Source organism: Kitasatospora viridis (assembly GCF_007829815.1).
GTDB classification, from domain to species: domain Bacteria; phylum Actinomycetota; class Actinomycetes; order Streptomycetales; family Streptomycetaceae; genus Kitasatospora; species Kitasatospora viridis.
On record NZ_VIWT01000001.1, the window covers coordinates 230795 to 256798 of the forward strand.

At 74.3% G+C, this 26004-nt stretch carries 23 protein-coding genes; 5 read left to right on the forward strand and 18 right to left on the reverse strand.

Annotation, left to right across the window (positions count from 1 at the left end; genetic code table 11):
• Window positions 1-446: 446 nt before the first annotated feature.
• The gene (locus tag FHX73_RS01085; protein ID WP_145902805.1) at window positions 447-1823 is read left to right on the forward strand and encodes a S53 family peptidase; all 1377 of its coding nucleotides are present in this window, start codon (window positions 447-449) and stop codon (window positions 1821-1823) included.
• Between the two features lie 129 nt (window positions 1824-1952).
• On the opposite strand, the gene FHX73_RS01090 is transcribed toward FHX73_RS01085, so the two are convergent.
• A complete protein-coding gene (locus FHX73_RS01090; RefSeq protein WP_145902806.1) occupies window positions 1953-3731 on the reverse strand; it encodes a hypothetical protein in 1779 nt (592 codons plus the stop codon).
• A gap of 218 nt (window positions 3732-3949) precedes the next feature.
• Here FHX73_RS01090 and FHX73_RS01095 point away from each other — a divergent pair, with 218 nt between their 5' ends.
• The gene (locus FHX73_RS01095) at window positions 3950-4606 is read left to right on the forward strand and encodes an NAD(P)-dependent oxidoreductase (RefSeq protein WP_145902807.1); all 657 of its coding nucleotides are present in this window, start codon (window positions 3950-3952) and stop codon (window positions 4604-4606) included.
• Window positions 4607-4631: 25 nt separating this feature from the next.
• On the opposite strand, the gene FHX73_RS01100 is transcribed toward FHX73_RS01095, so the two are convergent.
• Both FHX73_RS01100 and FHX73_RS01105 read right to left on the reverse strand, forming a co-directional pair.
• Entirely contained in the window at window positions 4632-4910 is a 279-nt protein-coding gene (locus tag FHX73_RS01100) for a type II toxin-antitoxin system RelE family toxin (protein WP_145902808.1), read from the reverse strand.
• 5 nt (window positions 4911-4915) lie between these two features.
• On the reverse strand, window positions 4916-5197 hold the full coding sequence (locus FHX73_RS01105; RefSeq protein ID WP_246213286.1) for a type II toxin-antitoxin system Phd/YefM family antitoxin: 282 nt from the start codon (window positions 5195-5197) through the stop codon (window positions 4916-4918).
• Between the two features lie 229 nt (window positions 5198-5426).
• Between FHX73_RS01105 and FHX73_RS01110 the strand changes: the two genes are divergently transcribed.
• Both FHX73_RS01110 and FHX73_RS01115 read left to right on the forward strand, forming a co-directional pair.
• Complete coding sequence (locus FHX73_RS01110) at window positions 5427-6368, forward strand: AEC family transporter (protein ID WP_145902809.1); 942 nt, start codon at window positions 5427-5429, stop codon at window positions 6366-6368.
• 93 nt (window positions 6369-6461) lie between these two features.
• On the forward strand, window positions 6462-8417 hold the full coding sequence (locus FHX73_RS01115; RefSeq protein WP_170304799.1) for an AfsR/SARP family transcriptional regulator: 1956 nt from the start codon (window positions 6462-6464) through the stop codon (window positions 8415-8417).
• A gap of 52 nt (window positions 8418-8469) precedes the next feature.
• Here the strand turns inward: FHX73_RS01115 and FHX73_RS01120 are convergent, their stop codons facing one another.
• Entirely contained in the window at window positions 8470-9039 is a 570-nt protein-coding gene (locus FHX73_RS01120; RefSeq protein WP_145902811.1) for a GNAT family N-acetyltransferase, read from the reverse strand.
• Between the two features lie 136 nt (window positions 9040-9175).
• Between FHX73_RS01120 and FHX73_RS45935 the strand changes: the two genes are divergently transcribed.
• On the forward strand, window positions 9176-11176 hold the full coding sequence (locus FHX73_RS45935; RefSeq protein ID WP_246213287.1) for a putative Ig domain-containing protein: 2001 nt from the start codon (window positions 9176-9178) through the stop codon (window positions 11174-11176).
• A 73-nt stretch (window positions 11177-11249) separates the two neighbouring features.
• Here FHX73_RS45935 and FHX73_RS01135 read toward each other — a convergent pair whose 3' ends face one another.
• The 14 genes from FHX73_RS01135 to FHX73_RS01195 all read right to left on the reverse strand — a co-directional run bounded on the left by FHX73_RS01135 (window position 11250) and on the right by FHX73_RS01195 (window position 25954).
• Window positions 11250-11606 (reverse strand): hypothetical protein, encoded by a 357-nt coding sequence (locus FHX73_RS01135; RefSeq protein WP_145902812.1) that lies wholly within the window; start codon window positions 11604-11606, stop codon window positions 11250-11252.
• Between the two features lie 97 nt (window positions 11607-11703).
• Entirely contained in the window at window positions 11704-15594 is a 3891-nt protein-coding gene (locus FHX73_RS01140) for a LysM peptidoglycan-binding domain-containing protein (protein ID WP_145902813.1), read from the reverse strand.
• 2 nt (window positions 15595-15596) lie between these two features.
• Window positions 15597-16049 carry a hypothetical protein gene (locus FHX73_RS01145; RefSeq protein ID WP_145902814.1) on the reverse strand — a complete coding sequence of 151 codons (453 nt, stop codon included), beginning with the start codon at window positions 16047-16049 and terminating at the stop codon, window positions 15597-15599.
• A 50-nt stretch (window positions 16050-16099) separates the two neighbouring features.
• The gene (locus tag FHX73_RS01150; protein ID WP_145902815.1) at window positions 16100-16531 is read right to left on the reverse strand and encodes a TadE/TadG family type IV pilus assembly protein; all 432 of its coding nucleotides are present in this window, start codon (window positions 16529-16531) and stop codon (window positions 16100-16102) included.
• On the reverse strand, window positions 16528-16881 hold the full coding sequence (locus tag FHX73_RS44410) for a TadE/TadG family type IV pilus assembly protein (protein WP_170304800.1): 354 nt from the start codon (window positions 16879-16881) through the stop codon (window positions 16528-16530). Before FHX73_RS44410 ends, FHX73_RS01150 begins: the two co-directional genes overlap by 4 nt.
• A 44-nt stretch (window positions 16882-16925) precedes the next feature.
• Window positions 16926-17192: a hypothetical protein gene (locus FHX73_RS44415; protein ID WP_170304801.1), complete on the reverse strand. Its 267-nt coding sequence runs from the start codon at window positions 17190-17192 to the stop codon at window positions 16926-16928.
• A 128-nt stretch (window positions 17193-17320) separates the two neighbouring features.
• Window positions 17321-18208, reverse strand: coding sequence for a type II secretion system F family protein (locus tag FHX73_RS01160; RefSeq protein WP_145902817.1), 888 nt, complete (start codon window positions 18206-18208; stop codon window positions 17321-17323).
• On the reverse strand, window positions 18205-19158 hold the full coding sequence (locus FHX73_RS01165) for a type II secretion system F family protein (protein ID WP_145902818.1): 954 nt from the start codon (window positions 19156-19158) through the stop codon (window positions 18205-18207). Before FHX73_RS01165 ends, FHX73_RS01160 begins: the two co-directional genes overlap by 4 nt.
• Before the next feature lie 43 nt (window positions 19159-19201).
• A complete protein-coding gene (locus FHX73_RS01170) occupies window positions 19202-21028 on the reverse strand; it encodes a TadA family conjugal transfer-associated ATPase (RefSeq protein ID WP_281292632.1) in 1827 nt (608 codons plus the stop codon).
• A gap of 4 nt (window positions 21029-21032) precedes the next feature.
• On the reverse strand, window positions 21033-22460 hold the full coding sequence (locus tag FHX73_RS44420) for a CpaE/TadZ family protein (RefSeq protein WP_170304802.1): 1428 nt from the start codon (window positions 22458-22460) through the stop codon (window positions 21033-21035).
• The gene (locus FHX73_RS01180; RefSeq protein WP_145902819.1) at window positions 22460-23191 is read right to left on the reverse strand and encodes an SAF domain-containing protein; all 732 of its coding nucleotides are present in this window, start codon (window positions 23189-23191) and stop codon (window positions 22460-22462) included. Before FHX73_RS01180 ends, FHX73_RS44420 begins: the two co-directional genes overlap by 1 nt.
• Before the next feature lie 47 nt (window positions 23192-23238).
• Entirely contained in the window at window positions 23239-24219 is a 981-nt protein-coding gene (locus tag FHX73_RS01185) for a hypothetical protein (protein ID WP_145902820.1), read from the reverse strand.
• Between the two features lie 29 nt (window positions 24220-24248).
• On the reverse strand, window positions 24249-24683 hold the full coding sequence (locus FHX73_RS01190) for a hypothetical protein (RefSeq protein WP_145902821.1): 435 nt from the start codon (window positions 24681-24683) through the stop codon (window positions 24249-24251).
• Between the two features lie 446 nt (window positions 24684-25129).
• Entirely contained in the window at window positions 25130-25954 is an 825-nt protein-coding gene (locus FHX73_RS01195; RefSeq protein WP_145902822.1) for a hypothetical protein, read from the reverse strand.
• Window positions 25955-26004 lie beyond the last annotated feature (50 nt).

Consider the following 26004-nt stretch of genomic DNA (forward strand, 5'->3'; position numbering starts at 1 on the left):
GGGAACCGCGCGGGACAGCCGAGATCCTGCACGGGTGTTCGGGCGGTCGGGAGTGGCTCGCGGCAGAGTTCACCGGTCGTTCGTCGCTCTGCCTCCGGTGGCACCCCTGGTCGGCACCAGTGCACCGGTGAGGGGAACGGGGCGTCCGCTGAGCGGGCGCACGGCGGTGCGATCCGGCCCAACTTTACTTATTCTTGACCGCATGTGACAAGCCGTCAGGAGGATGCGCGCACCTCGTGACGGCGGTCGCCCGGCGGCGGACCGGCCGGCGGCGGCTTGGCCTGCACCGTTGGAGGAGGGACGAACAGTTCTTCGGATTTTCCCGGCACGTTCACCGGCCATGTCAAGAGTCCGAAATGACTATAGATACATAGGCTCTCCACACGATGGGATGACCGGGCCGACCCCCCGCGTCGGCCCGACCCTCCATCCCCCAAAGGAGTTCCATGGGCACCTCCCCCGCCACCGCGGGCACCCGACGCTCCGTGACCACCCGGACGATGGCGATGCTGGTCGTCGGAGCCACCGCTCTGACGACCTGTCTGGTCAGTGCCCAGAGCACGGCCGCCGCCTTCCCCAAGGTCGCCTTCAAGCTGCTCCCGGCCTCCCAGGGCCACATCGACGCGAAGGCCCGGACCGCGCCCATCAGCACCAGCGACTGCGTGACGCAGATCGGCATCCACTGCTACTCGCCGCTGCAGTACCGCGCCGCGTACAACCTGAACAAGCTCTACGACCAGGGCATCACCGGCAAGGGCCGGACGATCGTCATCGTGGACTCCTACGGGTCCCCGACGATCCAGCACGACCTGGAGACCTTCGACAAGCAGTGGGGCATCCAGGACACCAACGTCCAGGTCGTGAAGTGGGGCAACGTGCCCGCCTTCGACCCGACCAACTCGGACATGACCAGCTGGGCCGGCGAGACCACCCTCGACGTCGAGTACGCGCACGCGATCGCCCCGGACGCCCACATCGTCCTGGTCGAGACCGCGGTCGCCGAGACCGAGGGCGTCACCGGCCTGCCGGAGATGATGTCCGCCGAGAAGTCCCTGATCGACAAGGGCGTCGGCGACGTCATCACGCAGAGCTTCGGCGCCACCGAGAACACCTTCCCCGGCTTCGACAAGGGCGACTACAAGTCGCTCACCGACCTGCGCTACGCGTTCAAGGACGCCGCCGCGCACGGGGTCACGGTGCTCGCCTCCTCCGGCGACAACGGCGTGAGCGACTCGGACAACAACAACAACCTCTACCCGTACAAGGTCAACTCCTGGCCGTCCTCCGACCCGCTGGTCACCAGCGTCGGCGGCACCGAGCTGACCCTGGACAACAACGGCAACCGCACCGCGCCCGACAAGGTGTGGAACGACGGCTACGGCGCCGGCGGCGGCGGCGTCTCGGCGATCTTCGACCGGCCGTGGTACCAGACCGGCGTCGCCAACGTGGTCGGCGCGCACCGCGGCACCCCGGACATCAGCATGAGCGCGGCGGTCGACGGCGCGGCCTGGACCTACGAGTCCTACGCCCCCGCCTCCGCCGGCTGGCACCTGACCGGTGGCACCTCGGAGGCCTCGCCGCTGTTCTCCGGCGTCGTCGCGCTGGCCGACCAGGCCGCCGGCTACCGCCTGGGCCAGATCAACTGGCGCCTCTACGGCATGTCGATGCTGCCCGCCCAGTGGAGCGGCATCACCGACGTGACCACCGGCAACAACGGCTACAACAACGTCCCGGGCTACCAGGCCGCCCAGGGCTACGACCTGGCCTCCGGCCTCGGCACCGTGGACGCGTACACCTTCGTCCACACCCTCGCGGGCCGCTGAGCACCCGTCAGGTGACACGCTGAACGGGCGGTCCGGGGAATCCCGGGCCGCCCGTTCGGTGTCGGGGGCCGCCGGCAGCGCGGGTCAGCCCGCCGGCAGCGCGCGGGCAGTCCGCCGGCGGCGCGCGGGTCAGCCCGCGGGGTCGGCCGCCTTGGCCAGCTTGGCGGCGTAGCGCTCGGTGGAGCGCAGCTTGCGGTCGTCCTCGCCCGGCACCTTGGCGCGCAGTTCCAGGACGGCCGGGGAGAGCGGGAGCGCGACGGCCGGATCCGGGATCGCGCGCCAGCAGGCCTCGGCGTTGGTCACCACGCGCTGGGCCTCCTGGTCCTGCGGGCCCTGCGCGACCAGCAACACCAGGGCCACCTCGCGGTAGAGCCCGACCGCGGCGGTCAGGTCGCCCGCCATCCGGGCCAGGTGCGCGCGCACCTGGCGGATCATCAGCACCGGCGGCGCGATCATCCCGTGCGCGGCCACCGCCTGCTGCTCCAGCGTGCCGGCCAGCTCGGCCGCACCCGCGTGGTCGCCCGCCTCGGCGGTGGCGACGATCCGGCCGAGCGCCTCGCGGTAGTCCGCGGGCGGGGACTGCGGATCGACGTCCTGGGCGGGCTCCTGCGCTGACGGTGCTTCCTGCGGCTGCTCCTGCTCCATTGGCGGCTCGCCCTTCAGCAGGGTCACCGGCCGGCTCGGCCGCACCGTCGGCGGCACCCCCGGCTTGAGCAGCGAGACCGGGCCGCGCTCCGCCCGCTCCGCCACCGGGTGCTCCACCGGCTGCTCCACCGGCGCCGGTGCGGCCGGCACCAACGGCACGGCGGGGGCGGGCTGCTGGCGGGCGTTGTTCTTGAAGACCGCCCGGTCCGCCGGGTAGGCGGAGAAGGTCAGCGCGTCCGGCCGGATCACCGAGTGCACCTGCGCCCGCACCTGCTCCGGCGCCAGTATCGGCCCGGCACCGGGCCGCCCGCCGTGCAGGCACTCGACCAGCGCCCGGGTGAAGGTGCCGATCTGCTCGGGGTCCGGGGCGACCACCGCCCACAGCGGCAGGCCCTCGGTGAACTGCGGCGCCTGGAGGTACGGCCAGGCGGCCTGCTCGGCGCTGAGGTCGGCGATCACCAGGGTGTCCCAGTCGGCCGGCCGGGCCCGCAGCTCGCCGGTGACCGCCGACCAGGCCAGGCTGTCCTGCCGGACCGTGCCGGTCTTGGAGTCACGCAGCGTCAGGTAGAGCCCGCCGCCGCGCTTGTCCAGCACCAGGTGCCCGCCCAAGTGCACCAGCAGCGGGCCCGGGTGCCGGGCGGCGGCGCGCAGGTGGGCGAAGACGGTCTGCGGGTCGCTGGCCGAGGGCAGGTGGACGGCGTCCACGGCCTCGGCGGCCAGCAGGGTCTGCGGTGCGACGGCCGCCAGCATCGTGGAGAGCACCGGCGCCTGGCCCGAGCCGCCCCGGCCCCAGCCGCGCCGGCTGCCGTAGCCGCCCTCGACGGCGAGGATCCGGCCGCGCAGCCCGCCACCCACGGTGGCGGCCGTGGCGGCGGTGGCAGCAGCGGTGCTCCGGGCGGCCAGCGCGGCCACCTCGCCGAGCTGCACGTTCCCGGTCCAGCCGGTGGAGGGCGGCGCCTCCTCGTTGCCGGGCTCCTCGGCGGGCTCGGGCTCGGCCGCGAGCGCCGGGTCCGGGATCGCCCGCAGCACCGTCGTCCCGCGCGGCGGGGTGATCGCCCGCAGCACGGCGGTGGCCGGCGCACCGTCACCCAACGGGTCGTCACCGCCCGGGGAGCCCCCGGCCGGCCGGGACGCCGCCTTGGCGTCGGCCAGCGCCCGGTACTCCTCGGGGACGGCGTCCTCGATCACCGGCGCGGCAGGCGGCCCGCCCTGGGTGTCGGTCGGTGCCGCCGCTGCCCCCGAGGTCGATCCACTGTCCGCCAACGCCGGTCACCACCCGCCCGCCACCCAGGGCGTTCTCGGTTCCACCGGGCCGCGGCCTCGGCCGCGCCCCCTTTTCCGCCACCTTAAGGGGTCTACGCACCACGGTTCCAGGCGCCCGGTCGTTGCGGGCCGCGCCAGTATCGTTGAAGTAACCAGGGGGTCCCGACCTAGCGTTCGACGCGTTGGAAGTCCGAGCAGTTCGAGAGGAACGACGCGTCATGAGCGAGATCGTGGTTTTCGGTGCGGGTGGCCGTGCGGGGCGGCGGACGGTGGCCGAGGCGGTGGCCCGCGGGCACCGGGTGACGGCGGTGGTCCGCGACCCGGCCAAGTACCCGGAGCTGGCCGGCCCGGGGGTGACGGTGGTGGCCGGCGACGTGACCGACCGGGCCTCGGTGGCGGCGCTGACGGCCGGTCACGACGCCGTGGTGAGCACCGTCTTCACGGCCGACGTCCCGTCCGGCGAGTTCTTCCCGGCGGCCGCCGCGGCACTGGCCGGCGGCCTGCTCGCCGCCGGCGCCCGCCGACTGCTGGCGGTCGGGCTCGGCACCGTGCTGGAGGTGGCGCCGGGCGTGCCGGTGCACGACACCGAGGGCTTCCCGCCCGAGCACCGCGCCTTCTCGCTCGGCCACGCCGCCCAACTGACCGTCCTCGCCGCCGCGCCGGCCGAGCTCGACTGGGTGGTGCTCGCCCCGCCGCCGGCCTACCTGGACGCCGACTCCCCGCGCACCGGCCACTACCGCACCGGCACCACCGCCGTGCTGCCCACCCCGCCCGACGCCCCACCGTTCCGCTACGCCGACCTGGCCGTCGCCCTGCTCGACGAACTGGAGCGCCCGGCCCACCACCGCGCCCTGGTGGCGGTGGGCCCGGCGTGACGGGCGGGGCGGCGCGGGGTCGTCCTCACTGGTCCTGGTAGACCTCGCGCCGATGCCCGACGGTCAGCACCCACACGATCAACTGCCCGTCCTCGATCGTGTAGACCACTCGGTAGTCACCGACCCGCAGACGCCAGCGCGAGTCATGCCCCTTGAGGGCTTTGATGTCGAATCCTCTGGTGTCCGCGGCACCGAGCGCGGTCTGCAACTCGGTGAGGCGGCGGAGGATCCGCACGGCATCCGGTCGAGGGACCTTGAGCAGGTCCCGCTGCGCATGGGGCGTGAACCGCGTGACGTAGCCCATCGGCTTCACCCGTGGTGATCGCGCAGCAGCGCGGCCATCTCCTCGATGGAGACGGCTCCTTCTCTGCCCTCGGCCTCCGCCTCGTCGGCCTTGCGGTTCAGCCAGGCGTCCTCCGCGTCTTCGGCGATCCTGGCCAACCGCCGGTACTCGTCGAGGTCGATCACCACGGCCTCTTCCTTGCCGCGCCGGGTGATGATCGTGGGGACGCCGTCCCGGCGGGCCCGGTCCAGCACATCGGCCAGGTGATTCCGGACCTCGGCCATGGATTCAACTACCGGCTCACTCATGTCATGAATGTAGCAGATGTACATGAAGTCATGTGACCTGAGCCACATTGCCTCATCGCACCATCACGCACGTTCCCCACACTCCCTCACCAACGACCACTGGATCCCCACAACCCCCGATCCGGCCGGCAGCCCCCGGAACCCCTCGCTCCGGCCTGCTGGTTGACTGCTCCTCGGCCCCGCGGACCCGCGGGGCCGACGTGTGATCCGCCCACCCTCAGAGGGATCCATGCACTCGCTGCAACCACTGCTGTCGGCGTTCGCGCCGATCTGGCTGTTGACCGCGGTCGGCTACCTGGTGAGCCGCACCGGGCTGCTCGGCGAGCAGGCCGAGTCGGTGCTCGGGAAGTTCGTCTTCCACGTGGCGATGCCCGCCGCGCTCTTCTCGATGCTGGCGAAGGCCCCGCTGGGGAGTTTCGCGAACCCGTCGATGCTGGCGTTCGCGGCCGGGACGCTGGCCGCCGGGCTGCTCGGCTGGTCGGCCGCCCGCTGGCTGTTCGGGCGCGGGCCGGCCGACCAGGCGATCGCGGGGATGGCGGCCGGCTACGTGAACTCCGCGAACCTGGGCATCCCGGTGGCGGTGCAGGTGCTCGGCAACGCCTCGTTCATCGGTCCGGTGCTGCTCTTCCAGGTGCTGCTGGTGACCCCGGTGATCCTGGCCCTGCTGGACGCCGGGACCAGCCGCGCGGAGGGCCGGCGGATGGCGCGGCTGGTCCGGCTGCCGCTGCGCAACCCGATCATCCTGGCCTCGGCGCTCGGCGTGGCCTGCTCCGCCGCCGGGCTGCGGCTGCCCGGCGCGCTCGGGCACTCCTGCGACGTGCTGGGGTCGGCCGGGGTGCCGACGGCGCTGATCACCCTCGGCATGTCGCTGCACGCCCGGCCGGCCGCCGAGGGCGGGGTGCGGCGGGCGGAGGTGGGCCTCTCGGTGCTCGTCAAGGGGTTGGTGCAGCCGCTGGTCGCCTTCGCGGTCGGCAGCCTGCTGCTGCACCTGCCGACCCATCAGCTGCTCGCGGTGGTGGTCTGCTCGGCGCTGCCGACGGCGCAGAACGTCTTCGTCTACGCCCGCCAGTACGACCTGAGCACGGCCCTGCCGCGCGAGTCGGTGCTGTTCTCCACGCTGCTGTCGATGGTGACGCTGTCCGGCGTCGACTGGGCACTGACCGCACACTGACGATCGGGCCGCCGACCTGCGGGTTGACCGGTTTTGATTGACCGGCGGCTGCATATGTCGTGGTCAACGCGGGTGCGGACTAGAACTGCGCGCATGGAGTTCGGAATCCTCGGTCCCCTGCTGGTCCGCGACGAGCACGGTGAGCACCCGGTCGCGGCGCCGAAGCAGCGGGTCCTGCTCGCCGCCCTGCTGCTGCGCCGCGACCAGGTCACCCCGTTCGATCTGCTGGCCGACTACCTGTGGGACGGCCGGCCGCCGCGCAGCGCCCGCTCGGCGCTGCAGAACAGCGTGATGCGGCTGCGCGCCGCGCTCGGCCCGGCCGGCGCCCGGCTGGAGACCCGGGCCGGCGGCTACCTGCTGCACGCGGCGCCCGAGGAGTTCGACCTGGAGCGTTTCACCGCGCTGCACCGGCGCGGGCTCGCGGCGCTGAGCCGGAACGCGGACGAGGAGGCGGCCGACCTGCTGGAGGCCGCGCTGAGCACCTGGCGCGGCGACGCGCTGCTGGACGTGCCCTCGGACCGGTTGCAGCACGAGCAGGCCGACCGGCTGGCCGACCACCGCCTACAGGCCGTCGAGTCGCGGGTGACCGCCGAGCTGCGGCTGGGCCGCCAGTCGATGGTGGCCGAGCTGCACGCGCTGACGGCCGCCCACCCGGCCCGGGAGCGGTTCTGGGTCCAGCTGATGACGGCGCTGCACCAGGAGGGCCGGCAGGCGGAGGCGCTGACCACGTTCCAGCGGGTGCGGCGGCTGCTGGACGAGGAGTTCGGCGTGCTGCCGGGCCCGGAGCTGCGCGAACTGCACCAGCGCCTGCTGCGCCCGGTCGCGACGGCGGATCCGCACCGGGAGCGGGCGGCGCAGGGTGTCCAGGCGGCGCAGGCGGCCAGTACGACGCAAGGGGCCAGTGCGACGCGAGGGGCCAGTGCGACGCAAGGGGCCAGTGCCCCACGGCGGACCGCGCCCGGCCGGGTGCCGCCGCCCCGGCAGGTCCCCGGCCGCACGCCCTACGGCCCGCGGCCGGACCAGTTGCCCGCCCCGCTCGCCGAGTTCACCGGCCGGGTGGCCGAGCTGGCCGAGCTGACCCGGGTGCTCACCCTGCCGACCGGCCGACTGCCGCGCACCGTGGTGGTCTCCGGGGCGCCCGGCAGCGGCAAGCGGGTGCTGGCCGCGGAGGCCGCCCGGGCGGTCCGGCGGGCCTTCCCGGACGGGGTGCTCCGGGCCGACCTGTGCGGCACCCGGCCCGCGCCGGCCTCCGCGCGGGAGGTGCTCGGCCACCTGCTGACCTCGCTCGGCGTCCCGGAGCAGCAGCTGCCGGCCGACCCGGCCGCGCGCGCGGCGCTGCTGCGCCGGCGGACCGCCGGGCGGCGCCTGCTGCTGGTGCTGGAGGACGCCCGCAGCGCGGCCCAGCTGCGCGCGCTGCTGCCGAGCGACCCGGGCTGCGCGGTGCTGGTGACGAGTCGTCGGCGGCTGCCCGAGCTGGTCGGCGCCGTGCCGCTGCCGCTCGGTCCGCTGCCGCCGGCCGAGGCGGTGACCTTCCTGTCCCGGGTGCTCGGCTCCGAGCGGGCGGCGGCCGAGCCGTTCGCGCTGGCCGAGCTGGCGGCGCTCTGCGAGGGCCTGCCGCTGGCCCTGCGGATCTGCGCCCGCCGGCTGCTGGCCCGGCCGGAACTGACAGCGCACCGGCTGGCCCAGCGGCTGGCCGCCCCGGAGCACCGGCTCGACGAGCTGCGCTGCGGCGAGCTGGACCTGCGGGCGGCCATCGCGGGCAGCTACCGGGGCCTGGAGCCGGCGCTGGCCACCGCCTTCGCCCGGCTGGCGCTGCCCGGGCTGGCCACCGTGGGCACCCGGGCCGCCGGTGAACTGCTCGGCAGCTCGCCGGTCGCCGCCGAGCACCTGCTGGACCGGCTGGTGGACGCGCACCTGCTGACCCGCCGCACGCCGGGCCGCTACCGCTACCCCGCGCTGCTGCACGCCTTCGCCCGGGAGCGGGCGGAGGCACTGGACAGCGTCGGGGCGGGCCCGGCCGGGGCCTTCTTCCTGACGCCGCGGTACTGACCACCCGTCAAGGGAGCACCCGTCAAGGGACCGTCCGTCAAGGGACCGTCCGTCAGGGGGCGGGCGGGGTGTCGTGGACCCAGTGGTTGCAGCGCAGCACGCGGCCCGCGAACTCGATGTCGCGCTCGCCCAGCAGGGTGAATCCGACGGACCGGCAGATTCCGTTCGAGGGGCCGTTGGTGACGCCGGGGTTGGCGTGCACCCGGCCCCAGCGGCCGTCCGCCGCGGCCAGTTCCAGCAGTTCGCGGACGGCCCGGCGGGCCAGCCCGCGGCCCTGGAACTCCGGCAGCACCATCCAGCCCATCTCGCTGGTCCGCCGGGCGGGTTCACCAGGTCCGGCGGGGCTCTCGGCGGCAGGACCCTCGTCGGCGGGCTGGTTCGAGTGCGAATCCGGTGAAGGCTCCTGGTGGGTCCAGAGCACGACCGTGCCCGCCACCTGCCCGTCCACCTCGATCACCTTGATCCAGTCGCGGTCGGCCGCCGCACTGGCCACGTCCTTGGCGAGCCGTCGCTCCACCCCCTCGGGCGGCAGCGGCCCGCCGAGCTCGGCCATCATCACCGGGTCGCAGCGCATCGCGAGATACGCGGGTAGATCCCGGTGTTCGACATCCCTTAGCCGCATCCTCATCTTCCCTCTCCCTGTTCAACTGCTGGTAACGCGGTAGCACTTCACGGTGCCTCAGTTCTCTGCATTACTGGGGTCTACGCGCGTTCATTGCCCGAACATGTCAGACACCCCACTGTCAGGAGAGCCCTGGATGAGTCTCCCCCGCCGCCTGCTGCGCACCGTCGCCGCAGGTGCCACCGCCATGGCCGCAGTCCTGGTGCCGGCGGCGGCCTCGCACGCCGCCACCGGCACCTACTCGCTGGTCGTCCTGCCCGACCAGGGCGAGAACGCCATCTACAACTTCGTGAACAGCGCCACGACGTCGATCGACGTCACCATCTACGAGCTGCGCGACACCACCCTGGTCAACGACCTGGTGGCCAAGCAGGCGGCCGGCGTCCAGGTGCGGGTCATCATCGACCCCAACCACTCCTCGGTGAACAGCGCCGCCTACAGCGCGCTGCAGTCCGGCGGCGTGGCGGTGACCTACTCCTCCAGCTCGTTCACCTACACGCACCAGAAGACGATCACGGTGGACGGCACCAAGTCGTACATCAGCACCGGCAACTTCGACACCACCTACTACGCCACCTCGCGCGACTACGGGGTCTTCGACACCGACAGCGCCGACGTCTCCGCGATCGAGGCGGTCTTCAACGCCGACTTCGCCAAGACCGCGATCACCCCGTCCGACGGTGACAACCTGGTCTGGTCGCCCACCGACTCGCAGTCCAGACTCCTCTCCCTGATCAACGGCGCCCAGAAGAGCCTGGACGTCGAGCAGGAGGAGTTCGGCGACACCGCGCTGATCAACGCAATCGTGGCCGACATGCAGCGCGGCGTCACGGTCCGGGTGGTGGCCGAGAACGAGAACAACTCCTACACCACCGACCTCAACCAGATCACCAGCGCCGGTGGCACGGTCACCACCTACACCAGCTCGACCGGCTACTACATCCACGCCAAGGCGATCGTCGCCGACTACGGCACCAGCACCCAGAAGGCGTTCGCCGGCTCGGAGAACTTCTCCGACAACTCGCTGAACCACAACCGCGAGCTCGGCATCATCACCACCGACTCGGGCGTGGTCAGCGGCCTGGAGACGGCCATCTCCGCCGACTTCAACCACACCTCGGGCAGCGGCTCCGGCACCGTCTCGGTGACCAACCCGGGCAACCAGAGCGGCACCGTCGGCACCGCCGCCAGCCTGCAGATCAACGCCGGCGACACCGCAGGCGGCACGCTCTCCTACTCCGCCACCGGGCTGCCCGCCGGGCTGTCGATCGACTCCGGCACCGGGCTGATCAGCGGGACCCCGAGCGCGGCCGGCACCGCCAACGTGACCGTCACCGCGAGCGACTCCACCGGTCCGACCGGCACCACCAGCTTCACCTGGACCGTCGGCACGGCGGCCGGCAACACCGTCACCGTGACCAACCCGGGCAACCAGAGCGGCACCGTCGGCACCGCCGCCAGCCTGCAGGTCGGCGCGAGCGACTCGGCGAGCGGCCAGACCCTGAGCTACGCGGCCACCGGCCTGCCGGCCGGCCTGTCGATCAACTCCTCGACCGGTCTGATCTCGGGCACCCCGACCGCCTCCGGCTCCTCCTCGGTGACCGTCACGGTGACCGACGGCACCGGCGCCACCGGCTCCACCAGCTTCACCTGGACCGAGGCCGGCGCGACCTCCTGTGCCAACCCGGGCCAGCTGCTCGGCAACGCGGGCTTCGAGACCGGCTCCGCCTCCCCCTGGACCGCGAGCTCCGGCGTGATCAACAGCGACATGACCAGCGAGCCCTCGCACAGCGGCAACTACGACGCCTGGCTCGACGGTTACGGCTCCGCCCACACCGACACCCTGGCCCAGACGGTCACCGTCCCGGCCGGCTGCAAGGCGAGCTTCTCCTTCTGGCTGCACATCGACACCGCCAAGACCGGCACCACGGCCGCCGACAAGCTGACCGTGACCGCCAACGGCACCACCATCGCCACCTTCTCCAACCTGAACGCCAACTCCGGCTACGTCCAGGAGACCTACGACCTCTCCGCCTACGCGGGGAAGAGCGTCACCCTCCAGTTCAAGGGCGTGGAGAACTCCTCCTCCACCCAGACCAGCTTCGTGATCGACGACACCGCCCTCAACGTCAGCTGACACCACGTCACGACCGCTGCGGCCCCCGGCGCTCCTTCATGGAGGAGTGCCAGGGGCCGCGGCACGTTCCGGCTCAGCGGAACTCGTGCACCAGCTCGATCGGGCCGACGAGGTGGCTGTTGAACTCCGCCAACTCCTCGGCGGGCACCCACAGCTCCAGGATGGTCCGGCCGCCGGCCTGCCGGACCGGGTAGCGCCGCAGGAACCCGCTGTCCACCGCGAACCTGGTCACGTAGCCGACCCCGCTGTGCTTGACGTTCCAGTCCCGGGCGATCATGACCGCGTACTCCTCGTTGAGCACCGGGTAGAAGATCGGCTGCTCCGGCAGCCGGGGCGGCCATGCTCGCCAGCCCGACTCCCGCACCAGTGCCAACTCCTCGGGGCCGGTGGGCCGCCAGAGTGTCGTCGACTCGCGCTGCTGCCCGGACATGGTGGAACCGCCTCTCCCGTACTCGTGATGCGTGGACGGTAACGGGGGCCGACCGTCGCCGACCAGCGGTTTTCCGCGGCCGCCCGTCATCCTCCGCTCAGCCGCCCGCGAGCAGGTCGCGCAGCAGTGCCACTGTGTCCGGGTCGAGGTTGCGGCCGGTGCGGCGGCTGAGGGCGTCCAGGCGGTTGACGGCCTTGAGCAGTTGGTCGCGGGCGCCGGCCGAGGCGTAGGCGTAGAACAGGTCGCGGTGCAGGAGTTCGACGTCGGGGGCGACCGCGAGGCCGCGGAAGACGGCGGCCTCGGCGCTGCGGTGGTCGCCGTACTGGAGGCGGCGGGCGGCGAGTTCGTGGGCGGTGTCGACGATCGCGGCGAGCATGTCCTGGTGCACCGCCTCGGCCCAGCCGTAGGCGGTGGGCGGCGTCTCGGCGAACGGGGCGCCGCGGACCAGGGCGAGGGCGTGTGCGAGTGCCGCGTCGGCGGTGGCGCTGGTGCTGCGCATGCCGCGCCGGTAGAGGCTGCGGAACTCGTCCCAGTCGCAGGTGACGGTGGGTGCGAGGGCGTAGCTGTCCAGCTCGTCCTGGCGCAGGAAGGCGCGCCCGTCCGGCTCGCCGCCCAGCCAGCTCGCGAGGTCGGCCAGCACGCCGGGGCCGGCCTGGTCCGGGCGGGCGTGGTCGCCCGGGTGCAGCGCCCGCTCCACGGCGGCCGGGTCGGCGCCCGGGTACAGGGCCAGGAAGGCGGCCGCCTCGGTGAGGGCCGGCAGCGCCGCCGGCTCGGCCGGCCCGCTCGCGCCCAGCACGTCGACCGGCCCGAGCAGCCGGATCCGCGGGGTGGTGCGGATGGCGTGCGCCTGCGGGGAGCGGAGGATGGCGAGCAGGTCCTCGGCGTCGGTGCGGCCGCTCAGCGCGACGCCGCCGGGCGGGGTGGCCGCGACCGGCTCCGGGCGGGTGGGGGCCTCCTCCGGCCCCCAGGCTGGGGCCGGGGTGCGCGGGTCGGGGACGACGGTGGCGGCGGGCGCGGTCTCGTGGGTGGGCGCGGGCTCGGAGTCGGGCTCGGAGTCGGGCTCGGGCTCGGGTTCAGAGTCGGCGTCGGTCTCGAACTGCGGCTCGGGCTCGGGTTCAGCGTCGGGTTCAGGCTCGGAGTCGAGCTCGGAGTCGGCTTCGGGTTCGGCTTCGGGTGCGGCGTCCGGCGGCGGGAACAGGTCCCCGAACGCCGTCGGCGCCACCGGCGTCGCCGGCTCCTCGGTGAGCGGCTCCTCGGCGGCCGGCTCGACGGTCGCGTGCCGCCCCTGACCGTTGGCGATGTGACGTGCCGTCAAGGCCGGCAGCTCCGGCAGCGGCGGCAGCGCGACCGCCATCGAGGGCGCGTCGGCCATGCCCGCCCCCGCCGGGTTCACCGACGCGAACGGGCTGGTCCCGGTGCCGATCAGACGGGCGATCAGCTTCGGCCCGGACTCCGGCGGCCCGTCCGGCAGCGAACCGCCGACGAACGGCGCGGTGCCGCTCGCCACGCCCGCCAGCACCGGGACCGGCACCGGGAGGTCGGCGGGCTCGATCTCCTCGCCGTCGTAGGTCCAGGCGGGTGCCGGCTCCTGGGTCTCGGAGGCGGCCGTGGCGAGCAGCTCGCTCCAGTGCGCGAACTGGTCCTCGGTCAGCCGTTGCAGCTGCACGGCCAGGTGCAGGCCGGGCAGCACGGCGGCGCCGGTGCTGGGCAGGGTCCAGCGGGCCACCGGGCCGGTGCCGCGCTCGGGGGCGCGGGAGAGCACGGCCAGGCAGGTGCGCGGCCGGCCGTCCAGCAGCCGGCCCAGCTCGGCCGGCACGTCGCCGATCGGCGCCTGGGCGGAGAGCACGATGTCCGGCACCCAGGCCTCGTCGGCCTGGCCCCGGCTGCGGGCGTCGCGCGGGTGGGCGGCGCCGGCCGCCAGCAGCGCGGTGCGGGCCCGGTCGGTGCGCGGGCCGAGGGCGGAGAGCGCGGCCTCCAGGGTCGGGTAGCGGTGCACCCGGTCGGCCACCGTCTCGGAGACCGGCAGTTCCTCGGGGAAGCCGATCAGGTGCAGGTTGAGCCGGTCGGCCAGCGGGCTGTGGGCGAGCTCCAGCGCGACGGTGCGCAGCACGGCGCGGGCGTCCTCGGGGTGGCCGGAGAGGTGCATCAGCCGCACCGTCTCCAGGTCGGCCAGCACGGCGGCGCCGTCGGGCGCGGTGCCCAGGGTGACCAGGGCGGGGTAGGGCGCCGGGACCCTGGCGGCCTGCTGGGCGGTCAGCAGGTCCGTGGCGTCGCCGGCGCACCACCAGACGTTGGCGGCGTGCGCGGCGCGGAACGGGGCGATCGGTACGGCGGGCGCGGCCAGGTGCAGTTCGACGGTGCCGCCGCCGGTCACCCGCACGGCGGCCAGCGGGGGCAGCCGCTTGCCGGTCCGGCTGACGTTGCGGGCGAGGGTGCGCAGCGAGCGGTTGAGCAGGTCGAGGCCGGTGCTGCCCTGACGGGACTTCAGCTCGGCCTCGAACTCGGCGGCCTCGGGGCTGGGCATCGGGATCCGGTGCCGGGGGCGGCGCAGGCGCTGCTGGTGGCCGCGGCGGTGCGCGACGGCGCCGATCAGCGCGGCGGCGAGCAGCACGCCGATGCCGGAGACGGCGAGCGCGCCGGTGTAGTCGCTCTTCGGGTCCTCGGTGTGCGGGGCGGGCTGGGAGCGGCCGGTGCCGTGGCCCGCCGAGGCGGGCTTCCCGCTGGGGTGCGGTGCCGCATCGGCGCCGGGCGAGGGGTGGGCGGTGGGGTGCGCGGCGGGCGCGGAGGGGTGGGCGGAGGGCGCGGGCGTGCCCTGGGCGGGCGCCTGCTGCGCGGGCGCCGACTGCGCGGGCTGCGGCTGGGAAGGCTGTGGTTGGGCGGGCTGCGGCTGGGCGGGCTGCTGGCCCGTCTGGGTCTGGGTCGGCGCCGCCGGGGCGGCGGGTGCGGCGGCCCCGGGGACGGTCAGCACCATGCCGGGCGCCAGCATGTCCGGGTCGGTCAGCCGCTCGCCGTCGGGTGCCTGGACCCCCTTGTTGGCGTCGAAGAGCTGCGGCCAGTCCTGCGAACTGCCCAGCTCCCGCTGGGCGATGGCGGAGAGCGTGTCGCCCTCGCGCACGGTCACCTGGCCGCCGCCCGCCGCCGGGGCGGGCGCGGGCGCGGACTGCGGGCCGTTCGCCGGTGCGCCGTCCGGCTTCGCGTCGGCCGGCATCAGCAGCTGCCAGCCGGGCTGGATCGGCCGGTCGGCGTCGAAGGTGGTGCCCGAACCGTCCATCACCCGGCCCGCGTTGAGCTTGGCGATCTCCTGCCAGCGGTCACCGGAGCCGAGTTGGTGCTCGGCGATGGACCAGAGGCTGTCGGCCGGCCGGCTGTCCTTGACGGTGTAGCTGGGGCCCTGGACGGCGCCGGGGTCGGCGGCCTGGAGCGCGGGGGTGGCGGGGGCGCCGGCCAGCGCCGCGTACTGCGGGGCGGCGGCGAGCTGCGGCATGACGGCACTGACCGAGTGCGCCGGGCCGGCCGTGGCGGCGAACGCCCCGCCGGCCACCGGGAGCAGCGCGATCACCGCGCCGACCAGGCCGCCGGCCAGCCGCTGGCTCCAGCCGAAGGCGGGGATCCGGCGGACCACCCGGCCGCGCAGCTGGGCCGGGACCTCCAGCAGCACCGAGCAGGCGAAGCAGGCCCAGGCGCCCCAGCCGATCACCACCAGCGCCCAGAGGAAGAGCCGGCCGTCGTCGGGCGAGGTGAGCACCTCGCCGATGCTGCGGTGGCCGACCCCGCCCATCGAGGCGACCGCCTGGGTGCCGTAGAGCAGTGCGGCGGGCACGCCCACCAGCAGCAGCGCGAGCACCAGCAGTGCGCCGAGCGCGGCCGGCAGCGCGCGCAGCGGCCCGCGCCGGCGGCCCGGCGGGCGCGCCGGGCCGGTCGGCGCGGAGCGCCGGCTCCCGCTCGAACCCCCGTGCCGGGTCTCTGCCTTGGGGCGCGTGGTGGCCATCCCTAGCCCTCCTTGGTGCCGTTGACCACCAGGGTCGCGGTTCCGGTTCCTTCGATCTTCAGGCTGGACTCGCCGAACAGTCCGAGCAGTGCGGTCCGGTAGACCGGGTGGATCACCACGGTGATGCTGGTGGCGTTCGCGTCCATCTTGGTGCCCGGGGGTGGTTCGGCCACCACGCCCTGGTAGCCGGGCAGTTTCTGCAGGTAGGCGGTGGCGGCGGCGTAGCCCTGCTGGAGGTTGATCTGGTAGCCACCGCCGCCGAACAGGGTCGTCTGGTCGATCTGCTGGCCGCCCACCCGGGCGGCCTCCTGGGCCGTCGCGTCGGCGTCGGCCAGCGCCCGCAGTTCGCCGCCGCAGTCCACCACGATGCCGAGGAAGAGCAGCATCATGGCCGAACCGAGTGCCACGAAGATCGAGATGGTGCCGCGGTCGCGGTCACCTCGACGGACCGTCACGTTCCCCTCCCCGGAGCTTGCGGCCTGAACTGGCCCGACCCGACGCCGTGTCACGTCGAGCGGTACTGGTCGATCACGGAGCGGAAGGTCCCCTGCATCGTCAACCCGCCCGGTACCCACACCGGTGACAGATCATTCACCGGAACCGTGCATATGACATCCACCCGGACGTCGGACAGCGGTGGCTGGGTGGAGAGTTGTTCGATCGTCACGGTGGGGGGCGGCATCCCCTGGCAGTCCACCCGGTTCTGGCCGAGCACCTGCTTGACCGCGTCCGCGGCGGCGCTCGCCTCGTCGCCGCGCTTGGCCAGCGAGGCGGCCCGGGCGCCGGCCCGGGCCGCCTCCTGCACCGTGCCGGCGGTCTGCTCGGCCCGTCCGGCGGCGACCATCAGGACGAGCAGGCCGATCACCACCGGGACCACCAGGGCGGCCTCGATGGCCAGGCTGCCCCGGTCGCGAGCGGCCGGCTGACTGACGGTCACGGGTTGTACCTCTCCAACGGGGCCTGCGCGGTTTCGGAGAAGGTGAGTTCACCCGGCAGGACGAAGAGCGGGTGCACCGTCACGGTGACGGTGACGGTGGTGTCGCCCTTCTGCCGGTCCGGCACCCGGACCTCCGGCCGGACCAGGGCCGCGAACGGCGCCAGGAAGGCCTCGGCCCGGGACTTGCCGGGCGTGTTGTCGGTGGTGCCGTAGACCCGGGCGGCGTCGGCCCCCACCCGGGCCGCGGTCAGGGCCACGTTGTCCGAGTACCAGATCAACGCGGCCTGGACCACCAGCAGCACCAGGACGATGACCATCGGGAAGACCATCGCGAAGCTGATGCTCAGCACTCCGCGGTCACCTCCCCGGCGCCACCAGCGGGCCTGACGTGCAGTCAGGTCACGGTGATGGTGGGCAGAGTGGTCGGGATCTTGTCCTTGGCGCTCTGCCCGAGGTTCATCACCAGGGTGACCACCGCGCCGGCGATCGCCACCACGACCACCACGATCAGGGCCATCTCGATGCTCAGGGCGCCGCGGTCGCCGATCGCGCGGGCCCGCTTGGCCCGGGACACGTGCACCCGCAGCAGCGCCGTCCCCAGCTGCACCGGCAGCAGCAGTGGGACCAGCAGCAGGGCGAGCAGGGAGCGCAGGTTCTTCATGGTCGGATCTCCTCGGGGGGAGGTGGTGCGGGGGGCGGTCGGACGGGAGAGGGTCGAACGGGAGGGCGGAACCGTGCTGCGGCGAACGGGACTTCGCCGGTCGGGGGTCCGGCGGGCCGGACGGGCAGTCAGAAGACATGGAGCATCTGGTAGAGCGCGGGATAGACGATCAGGATGGTCATCAGCAGGGTGAGCGCCGCGCCGGGCGCCACCATCTGCTCGCTGGTCGCGCCGGCCCTGGCCAGGTCGTCGGCGAGCAGCTCGTCCCGCAGGCCCTTGGCGCGGGCCCGCAGGGTGTCGTAGACGGCGGCGCCGTCGGCCCCGGAGAGCCGCATGATGTCGGCCACGTCCTGGAGTTGGGTCAGGCCGAGCTCGCCGGAGAGCGCCTCCAGGCCCTCCCAGGGCGGCATCCGGTCGGTGGCGGCCCGCTCCAGGGCGTCCTGGATCCGCCGGAAGACGGCGCCCCGGCCGACGGCGGCGGCCCGGCGCATCGCCTCGGCCGGACCGTGGTCGGCGGCCCGCTCCAGTGCGACGAGTTCGAGGTAGGCGGAGATCGCGTGCAGGTACTCCGTCCGGGCCTCCTTGGCCTCGCCCTGCACGATGCCGTCCGGCAGCAGCCAGCCCAGCACGGCCAGGCCCAGGCTGACCACCACCGGCAGGGCCACCGGCGGCGGGTAGCCCAGGGCGACGAGCATCGCGGTCAGGTAGGCCGGGAGCATCAGGCCGATCAGCCCGAAGAGCAGCTTGTGCGCCATGAACCGGGCCGGGGTGCGGCCGATCAGGGCCAGCGACTGGACCGGCAGCCGGACGCCGAGCACGCCGAGCGCCCGACCGCCGAGCCGGTCGTACCACTTCTCGTCCACCGGCTCGGCGTTCGCCCGGACGGGCTCCGCGGGCCGGTGCAGGCGGTCCAGGGTCTGGCCCAGGTCCGGTGGCGCGGGCCGGAGTTCGGCGATCAGCAGGGCCAGGCCGGCGGCCGCCACGCAGCCGGCCAGGATCGCCCAGGGCGAGATCATCGGACCTCCCCAACCGGCTCGGCCGCGGCCTGCGGCCCAGCCTCGGCGACCTGCGGCCGGCCGACCTGGCTGCGCCGGTCCGCCTCCAGCAGCCGCGGCAGCGGCTTGAACGCGGCCATCGAGCGCATCCAGGCGATCACCCCGACGAAGAGCAACGCCAGGACGAACAGCACCAGTTGGCCCTGGGTCGTGCTGTAGGGCGCGGTGTAGCGGGAGTTGAACGAGCCGACCACGATGACGAACAGGATGATGCAGACCAGCCAGCGGATGGTGGTGCGGTGCTTGGACCGGTCCGCCTCGATCGCCCGGCGCTGGCGCACCTCGTCGCGCAGCGAGTCGGCCAGGTCGGCCAGCGCCCGGGACAGGCCGGGCCCGCTGTCGCCGGAGCGCAGCACCAGCGCGGCCAGCACCTTGTCGGCGGTGGCGTCGGCGAGGGCGTCGGCGAAGGCGCGCAGCGCGTCCTCGGCCCGCCAGCGGGACTGCAGCCTGGCCGCCAGGTCGTCGATCTCGCCCTGCAGCGCGGCCGGCGCGGTGCGGCGGCTGGTGATCAGTGCCTGCTGGAGGCCGGTGCCGAGCAGCAGCACGTCGGAGAGCCGCTGGGTCCACTCGGCCAGGCCCTCCAGTCGCCGGATGTGGCGCTGGTCGATCCGGGTCGCGCCGAACAGCCAGGGCAGGCCGAAGACCAGCGCCGGGACCAGCAGCGCGGTCAGCGGGATCCCGCTGAACAGCCAGGCCAGCGGGGCGGCGATCAGCGAGAGCGCGCCCTGGATCCGGCGGCGGCGCAGCATGCCGGGGTCGGGCGTGCCGGTCGAGCCGTACCAGAGCAGCCGCAGCCGCAGCGCGAGCCGGCCCGGCTCGGCGTGCTCGGGTGCGGTGGAGCCGCGCAGTCCGGCCGCCAGCGCGACCAGGCCGCCCGCGACCAGCAGTCCGCACAGGGCGAAGAGCAGCATCACCGTTCCTCGGGGGCGAGTTGATGGTCCGTCAGGTGGTGGTTCACCGCTGGCCGCCGATCCGCAGCGCCAGCGGCGCGCTCCAACTCCCGTACGCGGACTGGAGCAGCCCCGCGTCGAAGCCGGCCCGGCGCAGGTCGTCCAGGCAGTTGGGCGGGGTGTGCGGCACGGCGCGCGGCTCGCCCAGGTCGGGGCGCGGGCCGAAGACGGTGTTCAGCGCGGGGCGGCCGTTCTCGCCGAGCCCGGTCACCTCCATGACGTGCGAGACGAACCGGTGCCGGCGGCCGCCGACCGCCGTCTCGTCCACCATCGACACGTGCACGATCAGGTCGAGCGCGTTGGCGGCGAGCCGGTAGGCAAGCGTGTCTGTCATATGCGAGCCGTATTCGAGGCACAGTTCGGCGATGCGGTCCACCACCATCTGCGGGCCGCGGGCGTGCAGCGTGCACATCGAGCCGCCCTCGCCGTTGGTCATCACCCGCAGCATCGGGACCACCTCGCCGGAGCGGACCTCGCCGACGATGATCCGGGAGAGCGTCATCCGCAGCGCGGCCGGGATCAGGTCGCCGATGGTCAGCTCGCCGGCCGCCCGGCCGTCCACCCGCTCGCCGTTGCCCTCGCGGGCCTCCATCGGGACCACCTGGCGCAGGTGGCCCAGGGTGTGCAGCCAGAGCTCGAACTCCGACTCCAGGGTGCCGATCCGCTCGTCCGGCGGGATCTCGGCGGCCATCGCGCGCAGCAGGCTGGTCTTGCCGACGCCCTGGGTGCCGGTGATCATCACGTTCTTCCGGGCCCGGATCGCGGCGGCCAGGAAGGCGGCCAGGGTGGCGTCCACGGTGCCGAGGTTCACCATGTCGGCGAGGGTGGCCGAGGCGACCCGGTGGCGCCGGATGGCCACGTACGGACGGGGCGTCACCTCGGTCATCGCCTGCAGGCGCATGCCGCCCTCCAGGCGCAGCGCGAGGGTCGGGCTGGCGGTGTTGAGGCTGCGCTCGCCGCCGCCGTGCTGGCGGGCCAGGTCCTGGAGCAGCTCGATCAGTTCGGCGTCCGAGTCGGCGACCGGCGGGACCTGGCGCAGCGGCTGGTGCACCCGGGAGACCCAGACGTCGTCGCAGCCGTTGATCAGGATGTTCTCGATCTCCGGGTCGTCGAGGTAGGGCTGCAGGCGGCCGGCCCGGAAGAGCAGGTCGTAGACCGCCTCGGCGAGCGCGCGGTCCTGGTCGCGGGTCGGGGCGGCGCCGTGGGTCTGGGCGTAGCCGTCGGACCAGCGGGCGACGGCCTCCTCGATCAGTGCCCGGCCGCGCTGGCGGCGGGTGGCGCGGTCGACCTCGCTGCCCTGGCTGGTGGTCAGCCAGCTGACCTGCTGGTGGAGTTCGGCCGCCACCTGGCGCTTGAGCTCGCGCGCCACCTTGGGGTCGATGGCGGGCGGCGCGGGCCGGGAGCTCCACGGGTCGGGGGCGGGCAGCACGGGGAGGGCGGAGGGGGTGGGGGACGCGGCGCCGGTGGGCTGGGCCCAGCCGGCGGGCACGGAGGCCGGGGCGGCGGGCGGCGCGACGGACCACGGCTGCCCGGCGGTGGGGCGGGCGGCGGTGGGCGGCACGGGGGCGGGCGGCACGGGGGCGGGACGGACTGGGCCGACCGTGAAGTCGGCCGGGCCGACGTTCGTGGCAACCGGGCCGACAGCAACCGGGGCACCGGCGACCGGGCCGGTGGTCAGGCCGGTGGTCAGGCCAGTGGTCGGCGGGGCGACCAGGAAGTCGGCCTGGCCGACTTCCTGCGCAGGGCGGGCGAACGGCTCCGCTCCCCCGCCGTGCGCGGCCTCCTCCGCCGGGGGCCAGGCCCGGGCCGCGGGATCGGTGGTGTCACGCATCGGGCTACCGCGCACGGAGCACCTCGCCTTGGGTGTCGGTGTCCTCGGTCGGCACCGGGAACGGTTCGGGCGCCGCCGGGTGCGGAGCTATCCCGGCCAGCGGCGGGTAGCCCCCGGTGCCGGGCCGCACCTGCACCGGCCCGGCCTGCGGCACGAAGACCTGGCCCGCCGGGGAGGCGAACGCCTGCCCCGTGACGCTGGGCGGCACCACCCCGGGCCGCACCTCGGCGGCGTGGCCGGGCCCGGGCTCCGCCGCCGCGTCCCCGTCGGCGCTCGGCCGGGCCGAGCTCGCTCGCCGCGCGTGGTCCGGCTCCGCGTAGGTCCCCGGGACCGGTGCGCCCCAGGAGTCGGCCGCCGCGGCCGCCTGGTAGGGGGAGTCGTGGTAGGGGGAGTCGGCCGGGGTCGGCAGGTACGGGTCGGCCGGCTGGTAGGGCACCTCCCCGGACGTCCCGGGGACCGGGCCGCCCCAGCCGGGTCCGGCCGCGGCCGCCGGCCGGTACGCCTGGTCCACGCCCTGCTCCGTCGCTGCGCCCCAGCCCTGCTGGTACCCCTGGTACTGGTACGGCTGCGGCTCCGGCTGCGCCCGCACCTGCGGTTCCGGCTCCGGCGGCAGCAGCGGCCGCGGCTGCACGACCGGCTGAACCGGCGTCAGCCGCTCGTACTGCTGCCGCGCCACCGTCAGCAGGTGGTCCGCCACCGTCCGCGCCGCGCGCAGCAGTTCGGAGCGGACGAACCGGCGGTCCGTCGAGTCGCCGCCGTCCGAGAGCACCCGGGCGGTCCGGCTCGCGTGCGGCAGCGTGCCGTGCACCGGCACGCCGAGCTCGCGGGCCACGTCACCCGCCGGGTACGGGCCCTCGGCGACCAGCAGCAGTCCGAGCCCCTCGGCCCCCGTGCCGGCCGCCGCCAGGTCCTCGCGCAGTGCGGCGACCCGGGGGCGCGCGGCGCTCAGTCCGCGCAGGGTGGTGCGCACCGTCACGGCCACGCAGTCCGCGCGCCGGGCGAGCACGGCACCCGCACCGAGCGCGCCGGAGCGGCCCAGGTCGAGCAGCACGTCGAAGCCCCCGGTGTGCAGCCCGTGCAGCATGGCGGCCAGCGGCTCCCAGGTGTAGGCGAGCCCGGCGGCCTGCGCCGGGTCGGTGAGGCCGGGCAGCAGCAGCCGGTCACCGGTGGCGCCGGGCGAGAGGTCGATCAACTGCTCCCAGAACGCCTCGTCGAGCAGCCCGCGCCGGTCGGCCACGGCCAGGTTGCGCAGCCCGTAGCCGCCCTCCACCCGGCCCTGCAGCAGTCCGGCCAGCACCGCCCCGCCGTCGGGGTCGCACTCGACCAGCAGCACCTTGCGCCCCTCGGCCAGCGGCCAGGCGAGCAGCAGCGCGAGCGCGGAGGTGGTGGCGCCCGGTGCGCCGGGACCGCCGGTGAGCGCGATGACGGCCATCAGACGCTCCCCGAGGAGGACGGACTGGGCGAGGCCTGGGGCGCCGGGGAGGCGGCACCGGCCCCGCCCTTGGGCGCCAGGATGATCTGGTACTTGCCGCCGGCCGCCCACTGGGCCAGCCGGGCCGCGTCGGCCGGCTGCACGGCCACGTCGATCACCTGGTTGTCGCCGGGCTTGCCGACCTGGGCGACCACCGCGGTCAAGGTCTGCGGCGCCCCGTTGCCCGGGTCGCCGACCTCGACGATCTCCACCTGGGTGCCCACCTGCACGCCGGCGGCCGGCAGTTGGCTCGGGTGCACCGGCAGCCCGACCTCCTGCATGCCGGGCTGGACCACCACCGCGCCGGTCAGGTCGGCGGCCAGCAGCAGCGCGCCGCGGTGCAGGTCGGTGGTGGCCCGCCGGCCGACCGCCCGGTTCAGGTCGCCCGCGCTGATCGGGGCGAGCGCCGGGTCGCTGGCGATCCGGGCCACCACCAGGTCGTCGGGGGTGAGCGCCTGCCCGTACGGCACGTCATGGGCCAGCGCCAGCACGGCGATCCGCTGCCCGGTGCTGTTGTAGAGCACGGCGCCGCCGAGCCCGCCGGCGGCGATCAGCGCCACCGACATGGCCAGCACGGCGGGCCGCCGTCGCCGGTTCCGCAGGGCGCGCGTCGCATTGACCGGGCGCCCGCCCTCGCGGCCCTGGGTGGCCGGGGTGCCGAGGCCCGGCGTCGCGGCGGTACGGCTCTCCATCGGACTGCGGCCTTCCTGACGTACCGGTGACTGGCTTGGGGGACGGGCTAGTTGAGCACGTTGAGCGAGTTGATCTGGAGCTGCACGGGGGCGCTGGTGATCTGCAGGTCGAGCGGGCCCCAGACGTCGCCGGTCGTGGTGACGTGCCAGGTCAGGATCACCCGCGGCCAGAAGCCCCCGCCGGGCGCCGCCGGGCCGGACGGGGCCGGCCCGCTGGTGGGCGCCGCGCCGTCGGTGGGCGAGACCAGCTTCCCGTAGTCCGCGAGGCAGGCCCCGGCCGGCGGGTTCTGCTCCATGCCGGGGGTGTAGACGACCCCGGTGCCCTGGCTGGTGCAGTCCTGGGTCGCCTCGGTGCCACCGGACTTGAAGCCGAGGTCCCAGACCACCGAGGTCACGTGCGCCGTGGCGGTCACGGTGACGCCGCTCAGCGTGACGGTGGCCTGGAGGTCGCCCAGCTCCGAGGCGCGGGTGCCGGTCTTGGTGTCGAACCAGAGGAAGGTCGGCACACCGACCAACGACTTGCCCTGCGGCGCGACATGGGCGATCGGCAGCTCGAACGGCAGCTGGTTGAAGGCCATCTGGCCGACGGTGGCGGGCGACGGCGGCGGGGCCGCGGTGTTCGGTGGCTGGGCCAGCCAGACCGACGGCGCCGGGCTCTCGCCACCGGCGGAGTCGAAGCAGACCCTGGCGTAGGCGGCGCCGCTGTTCGCCGGGTTCTCGCTCCACAGCGGATCGGTGGAGTCGGCCTGCCGGTAGTAGCAGCCGTCGTCGGTGTTGAACCACCCGTAATCCCCGTCCCAGCAGGGCTCGGTGAGGCCCTTCCAGGTGCAGCTGGTGTCCCCGCCGCCGGAGCCGCCGCCGGTGCTCCCCCCGCTGCCGCCGGGCGCGCCGCCGCTGCCCGGCTGGTTGAGCTCGATGCAGATCGCCAGCACCAGGCACTGGTTCATCCCGCCGGCCGGCGGCGGCGTGTACGCGGCCTGCGCGGGAATGGCCGTTCCCGACACCAGTCCCAGCAGTAACAGGAGCATTCCCGCATATCGGCCTACCGGCCTCGTCCTCAACATGTCCGACCCGCCTCGCGGTTGAACTCGAAGACCTTCCAGATGACCCCGTTGGTCCGCATCACGGCCGTGGCCGGATAGCGGGTCAGGTGCTGCGGTGCGTCGTGGTACGAGCCATTGCTCGGATCCGTCTGGTGCCAGCCGGTGACGTCCACGCAGTCCGATATCACCACGCTCGGCGTGGCACCGCCGAGATTCAGGCTCTGCACCACCGGATCGAGCGACGGCTGACCCGTCATCACCAATTTCGCGGCGTGCAGCGCGCGCAGGCTCAACAGCACACCGGACAATGCCGTTCCACTGGAGTACGCCGCGACCTGCGCGCCGTCCGGATCGGCCCCCGCGTACGCCTTCACCTGCGCCGCCCACCAGTTCTGATAGGTACTCAGCACCGTTCGCCCGACGGCCGCTTCCCGGCCGTCCGCCGGCACTTGAGCCCCCCCGCCCGACGCACTGGTCGAACTGCCCGCGGTGGGGACCCCCGAAACCCCGCTCCCCCCTGGAGTTCCGGCGTTCCCACCGGTCCCACCGGCCCCGGGGGTCCCGACCGGCCCGGTGGATCCGGTGTTCGGCAAATGTCCGGCGGCGCCCGCCGCTCCCCCGCAGCCGGCCGTGAGCAGGACCAGTGCGACACCGATCCCGATCGCCCGGAAGCGTAAGAATGCGCTGCTACGGCCCATTAGCCCCACCTAGTCGCGACTGCCCGACAGCTGGCCAAAGGCGGCAGCGCTCCCGACGCCCCGTCAAGACCCGGAAATCCGAACCGGAATCGTGATCTCGAACGTTGACCGAAAGCCGCCACCCGTCGCCCGACTGCGGTGCGGGGCACGATTCTTCGCCACCCGACCGCGCAGGGCAACACCTCGGGCCCCTGACCTTAGTCGGAACCCGGATCCGGTGTGGTGCTTTCTCGCCACAGAACTGCCAACAGTTCTTCCGAAACCGACAATCCGGCCAGCGCACCCCGCACCGCCGCCCGATTCCGCAGCAACAACCGGCCACCCGAAGGAGGGACGAGCAGTCTGCCCTCGATACCTGACGCCAACTCACCCCAGGAGAGCTCGGCGGCCACCGCCGGCTGGAAGTCGGCCGGTGCGAGCGCCGCGGGCGCGGTCGGCACGCCGCGGTCCAGCACCCGGCCGAGCGCCCAGCTGAACGAGCCCTCACCACCGGGCAGGATCGCCGAACGCCCGCGCCGGCCGACCGGGTGCGGCCCTATCCGGCCCCAGAGCGGCACCCGCGAGTGGCTGAGCAGCTCGGCCACCCCCTGGTCGCCGGTCCGGCCGTCCAGCAGCGCCCAGGTGTCCGGCCGGGCCACCAGGTCCACCAGCAGCAGCGTCTCCTCCTGGGCGGCGTGCACCATGGTGCTCACCACCCAGTCCCAGGCCAGGCCCCTCCGGTAGGCGTTCTCGGTGGTGCTGCCGGCCGCGACCAGGGCCAGCCGGCGCCCGCGCGGGTCGGCCACCAACTGGCCGAGCAGCGCGACGATCAGCCAGCGCCCGCGCTGCCGGGCGGCCGTGCGCAGCGCGGTGAGCATGGTGTTGGCGTCCGCCTCCGGCGGCACCACGGTGACCCGGCAGTTGCGGCTGCCGCTGTCGAAGCAGACCCCGGGCAGCGCCCTGGCCAGCTCCGCCGCGCCCTGCCCGGCCAGGGCCGAGCCCGCGAAGGTCTTCTCCGGACCGCCGTTCGCGCCGATCAGCACCAGGTCGATCCCACCGGACGTCCCCGCCGCACTCGCCGTCCCCGGTGTCC

What these genes read in the sequence shown, in the direction of transcription:
- FHX73_RS44420 (WP_170304802.1), bottom strand. Translation starts at nt 22,460, where the DNA reads ATGGCCGTCATCGCGCTCACCGGCGGTCCCGGCGCACCGGGCGCCACC.
- FHX73_RS44415 (WP_170304801.1), bottom strand. Translation starts at nt 17,192, where the DNA reads ATGAAGAACCTGCGCTCCCTGCTCGCCCTGCTGCTGGTCCCACTGCTG.
- FHX73_RS01180 (WP_145902819.1), bottom strand. Translation starts at nt 23,191, where the DNA reads ATGGAGAGCCGTACCGCCGCGACGCCGGGCCTCGGCACCCCGGCCACC.
- FHX73_RS01120 (WP_145902811.1), bottom strand. Translation starts at nt 9,039, where the DNA reads ATGCGGCTAAGGGATGTCGAACACCGGGATCTACCCGCGTATCTCGCG.
- FHX73_RS01115 (WP_170304799.1), top strand. Translation starts at nt 6,462, where the DNA reads ATGGAGTTCGGAATCCTCGGTCCCCTGCTGGTCCGCGACGAGCACGGT.
- FHX73_RS01095 (WP_145902807.1), top strand. Translation starts at nt 3,950, where the DNA reads ATGAGCGAGATCGTGGTTTTCGGTGCGGGTGGCCGTGCGGGGCGGCGG.
- FHX73_RS01105 (WP_246213286.1), bottom strand. Translation starts at nt 5,197, where the DNA reads ATGAGTGAGCCGGTAGTTGAATCCATGGCCGAGGTCCGGAATCACCTG.
- FHX73_RS01160 (WP_145902817.1), bottom strand. Translation starts at nt 18,208, where the DNA reads ATGATCTCGCCCTGGGCGATCCTGGCCGGCTGCGTGGCGGCCGCCGGC.
- FHX73_RS01185 (WP_145902820.1), bottom strand. Translation starts at nt 24,219, where the DNA reads ATGCTCCTGTTACTGCTGGGACTGGTGTCGGGAACGGCCATTCCCGCG.
- FHX73_RS45935 (WP_246213287.1), top strand. Translation starts at nt 9,176, where the DNA reads ATGAGTCTCCCCCGCCGCCTGCTGCGCACCGTCGCCGCAGGTGCCACC.
- FHX73_RS01140 (WP_145902813.1), bottom strand. Translation starts at nt 15,594, where the DNA reads ATGGCCACCACGCGCCCCAAGGCAGAGACCCGGCACGGGGGTTCGAGC.
- FHX73_RS01170 (WP_281292632.1), bottom strand. Translation starts at nt 21,028, where the DNA reads ATGCGTGACACCACCGATCCCGCGGCCCGGGCCTGGCCCCCGGCGGAG.
- FHX73_RS01085 (WP_145902805.1), top strand. Translation starts at nt 447, where the DNA reads ATGGGCACCTCCCCCGCCACCGCGGGCACCCGACGCTCCGTGACCACC.
- FHX73_RS01110 (WP_145902809.1), top strand. Translation starts at nt 5,427, where the DNA reads ATGCACTCGCTGCAACCACTGCTGTCGGCGTTCGCGCCGATCTGGCTG.
- FHX73_RS01100 (WP_145902808.1), bottom strand. Translation starts at nt 4,910, where the DNA reads ATGGGCTACGTCACGCGGTTCACGCCCCATGCGCAGCGGGACCTGCTC.
- FHX73_RS01135 (WP_145902812.1), bottom strand. Translation starts at nt 11,606, where the DNA reads ATGTCCGGGCAGCAGCGCGAGTCGACGACACTCTGGCGGCCCACCGGC.
- FHX73_RS01165 (WP_145902818.1), bottom strand. Translation starts at nt 19,158, where the DNA reads ATGCTGCTCTTCGCCCTGTGCGGACTGCTGGTCGCGGGCGGCCTGGTC.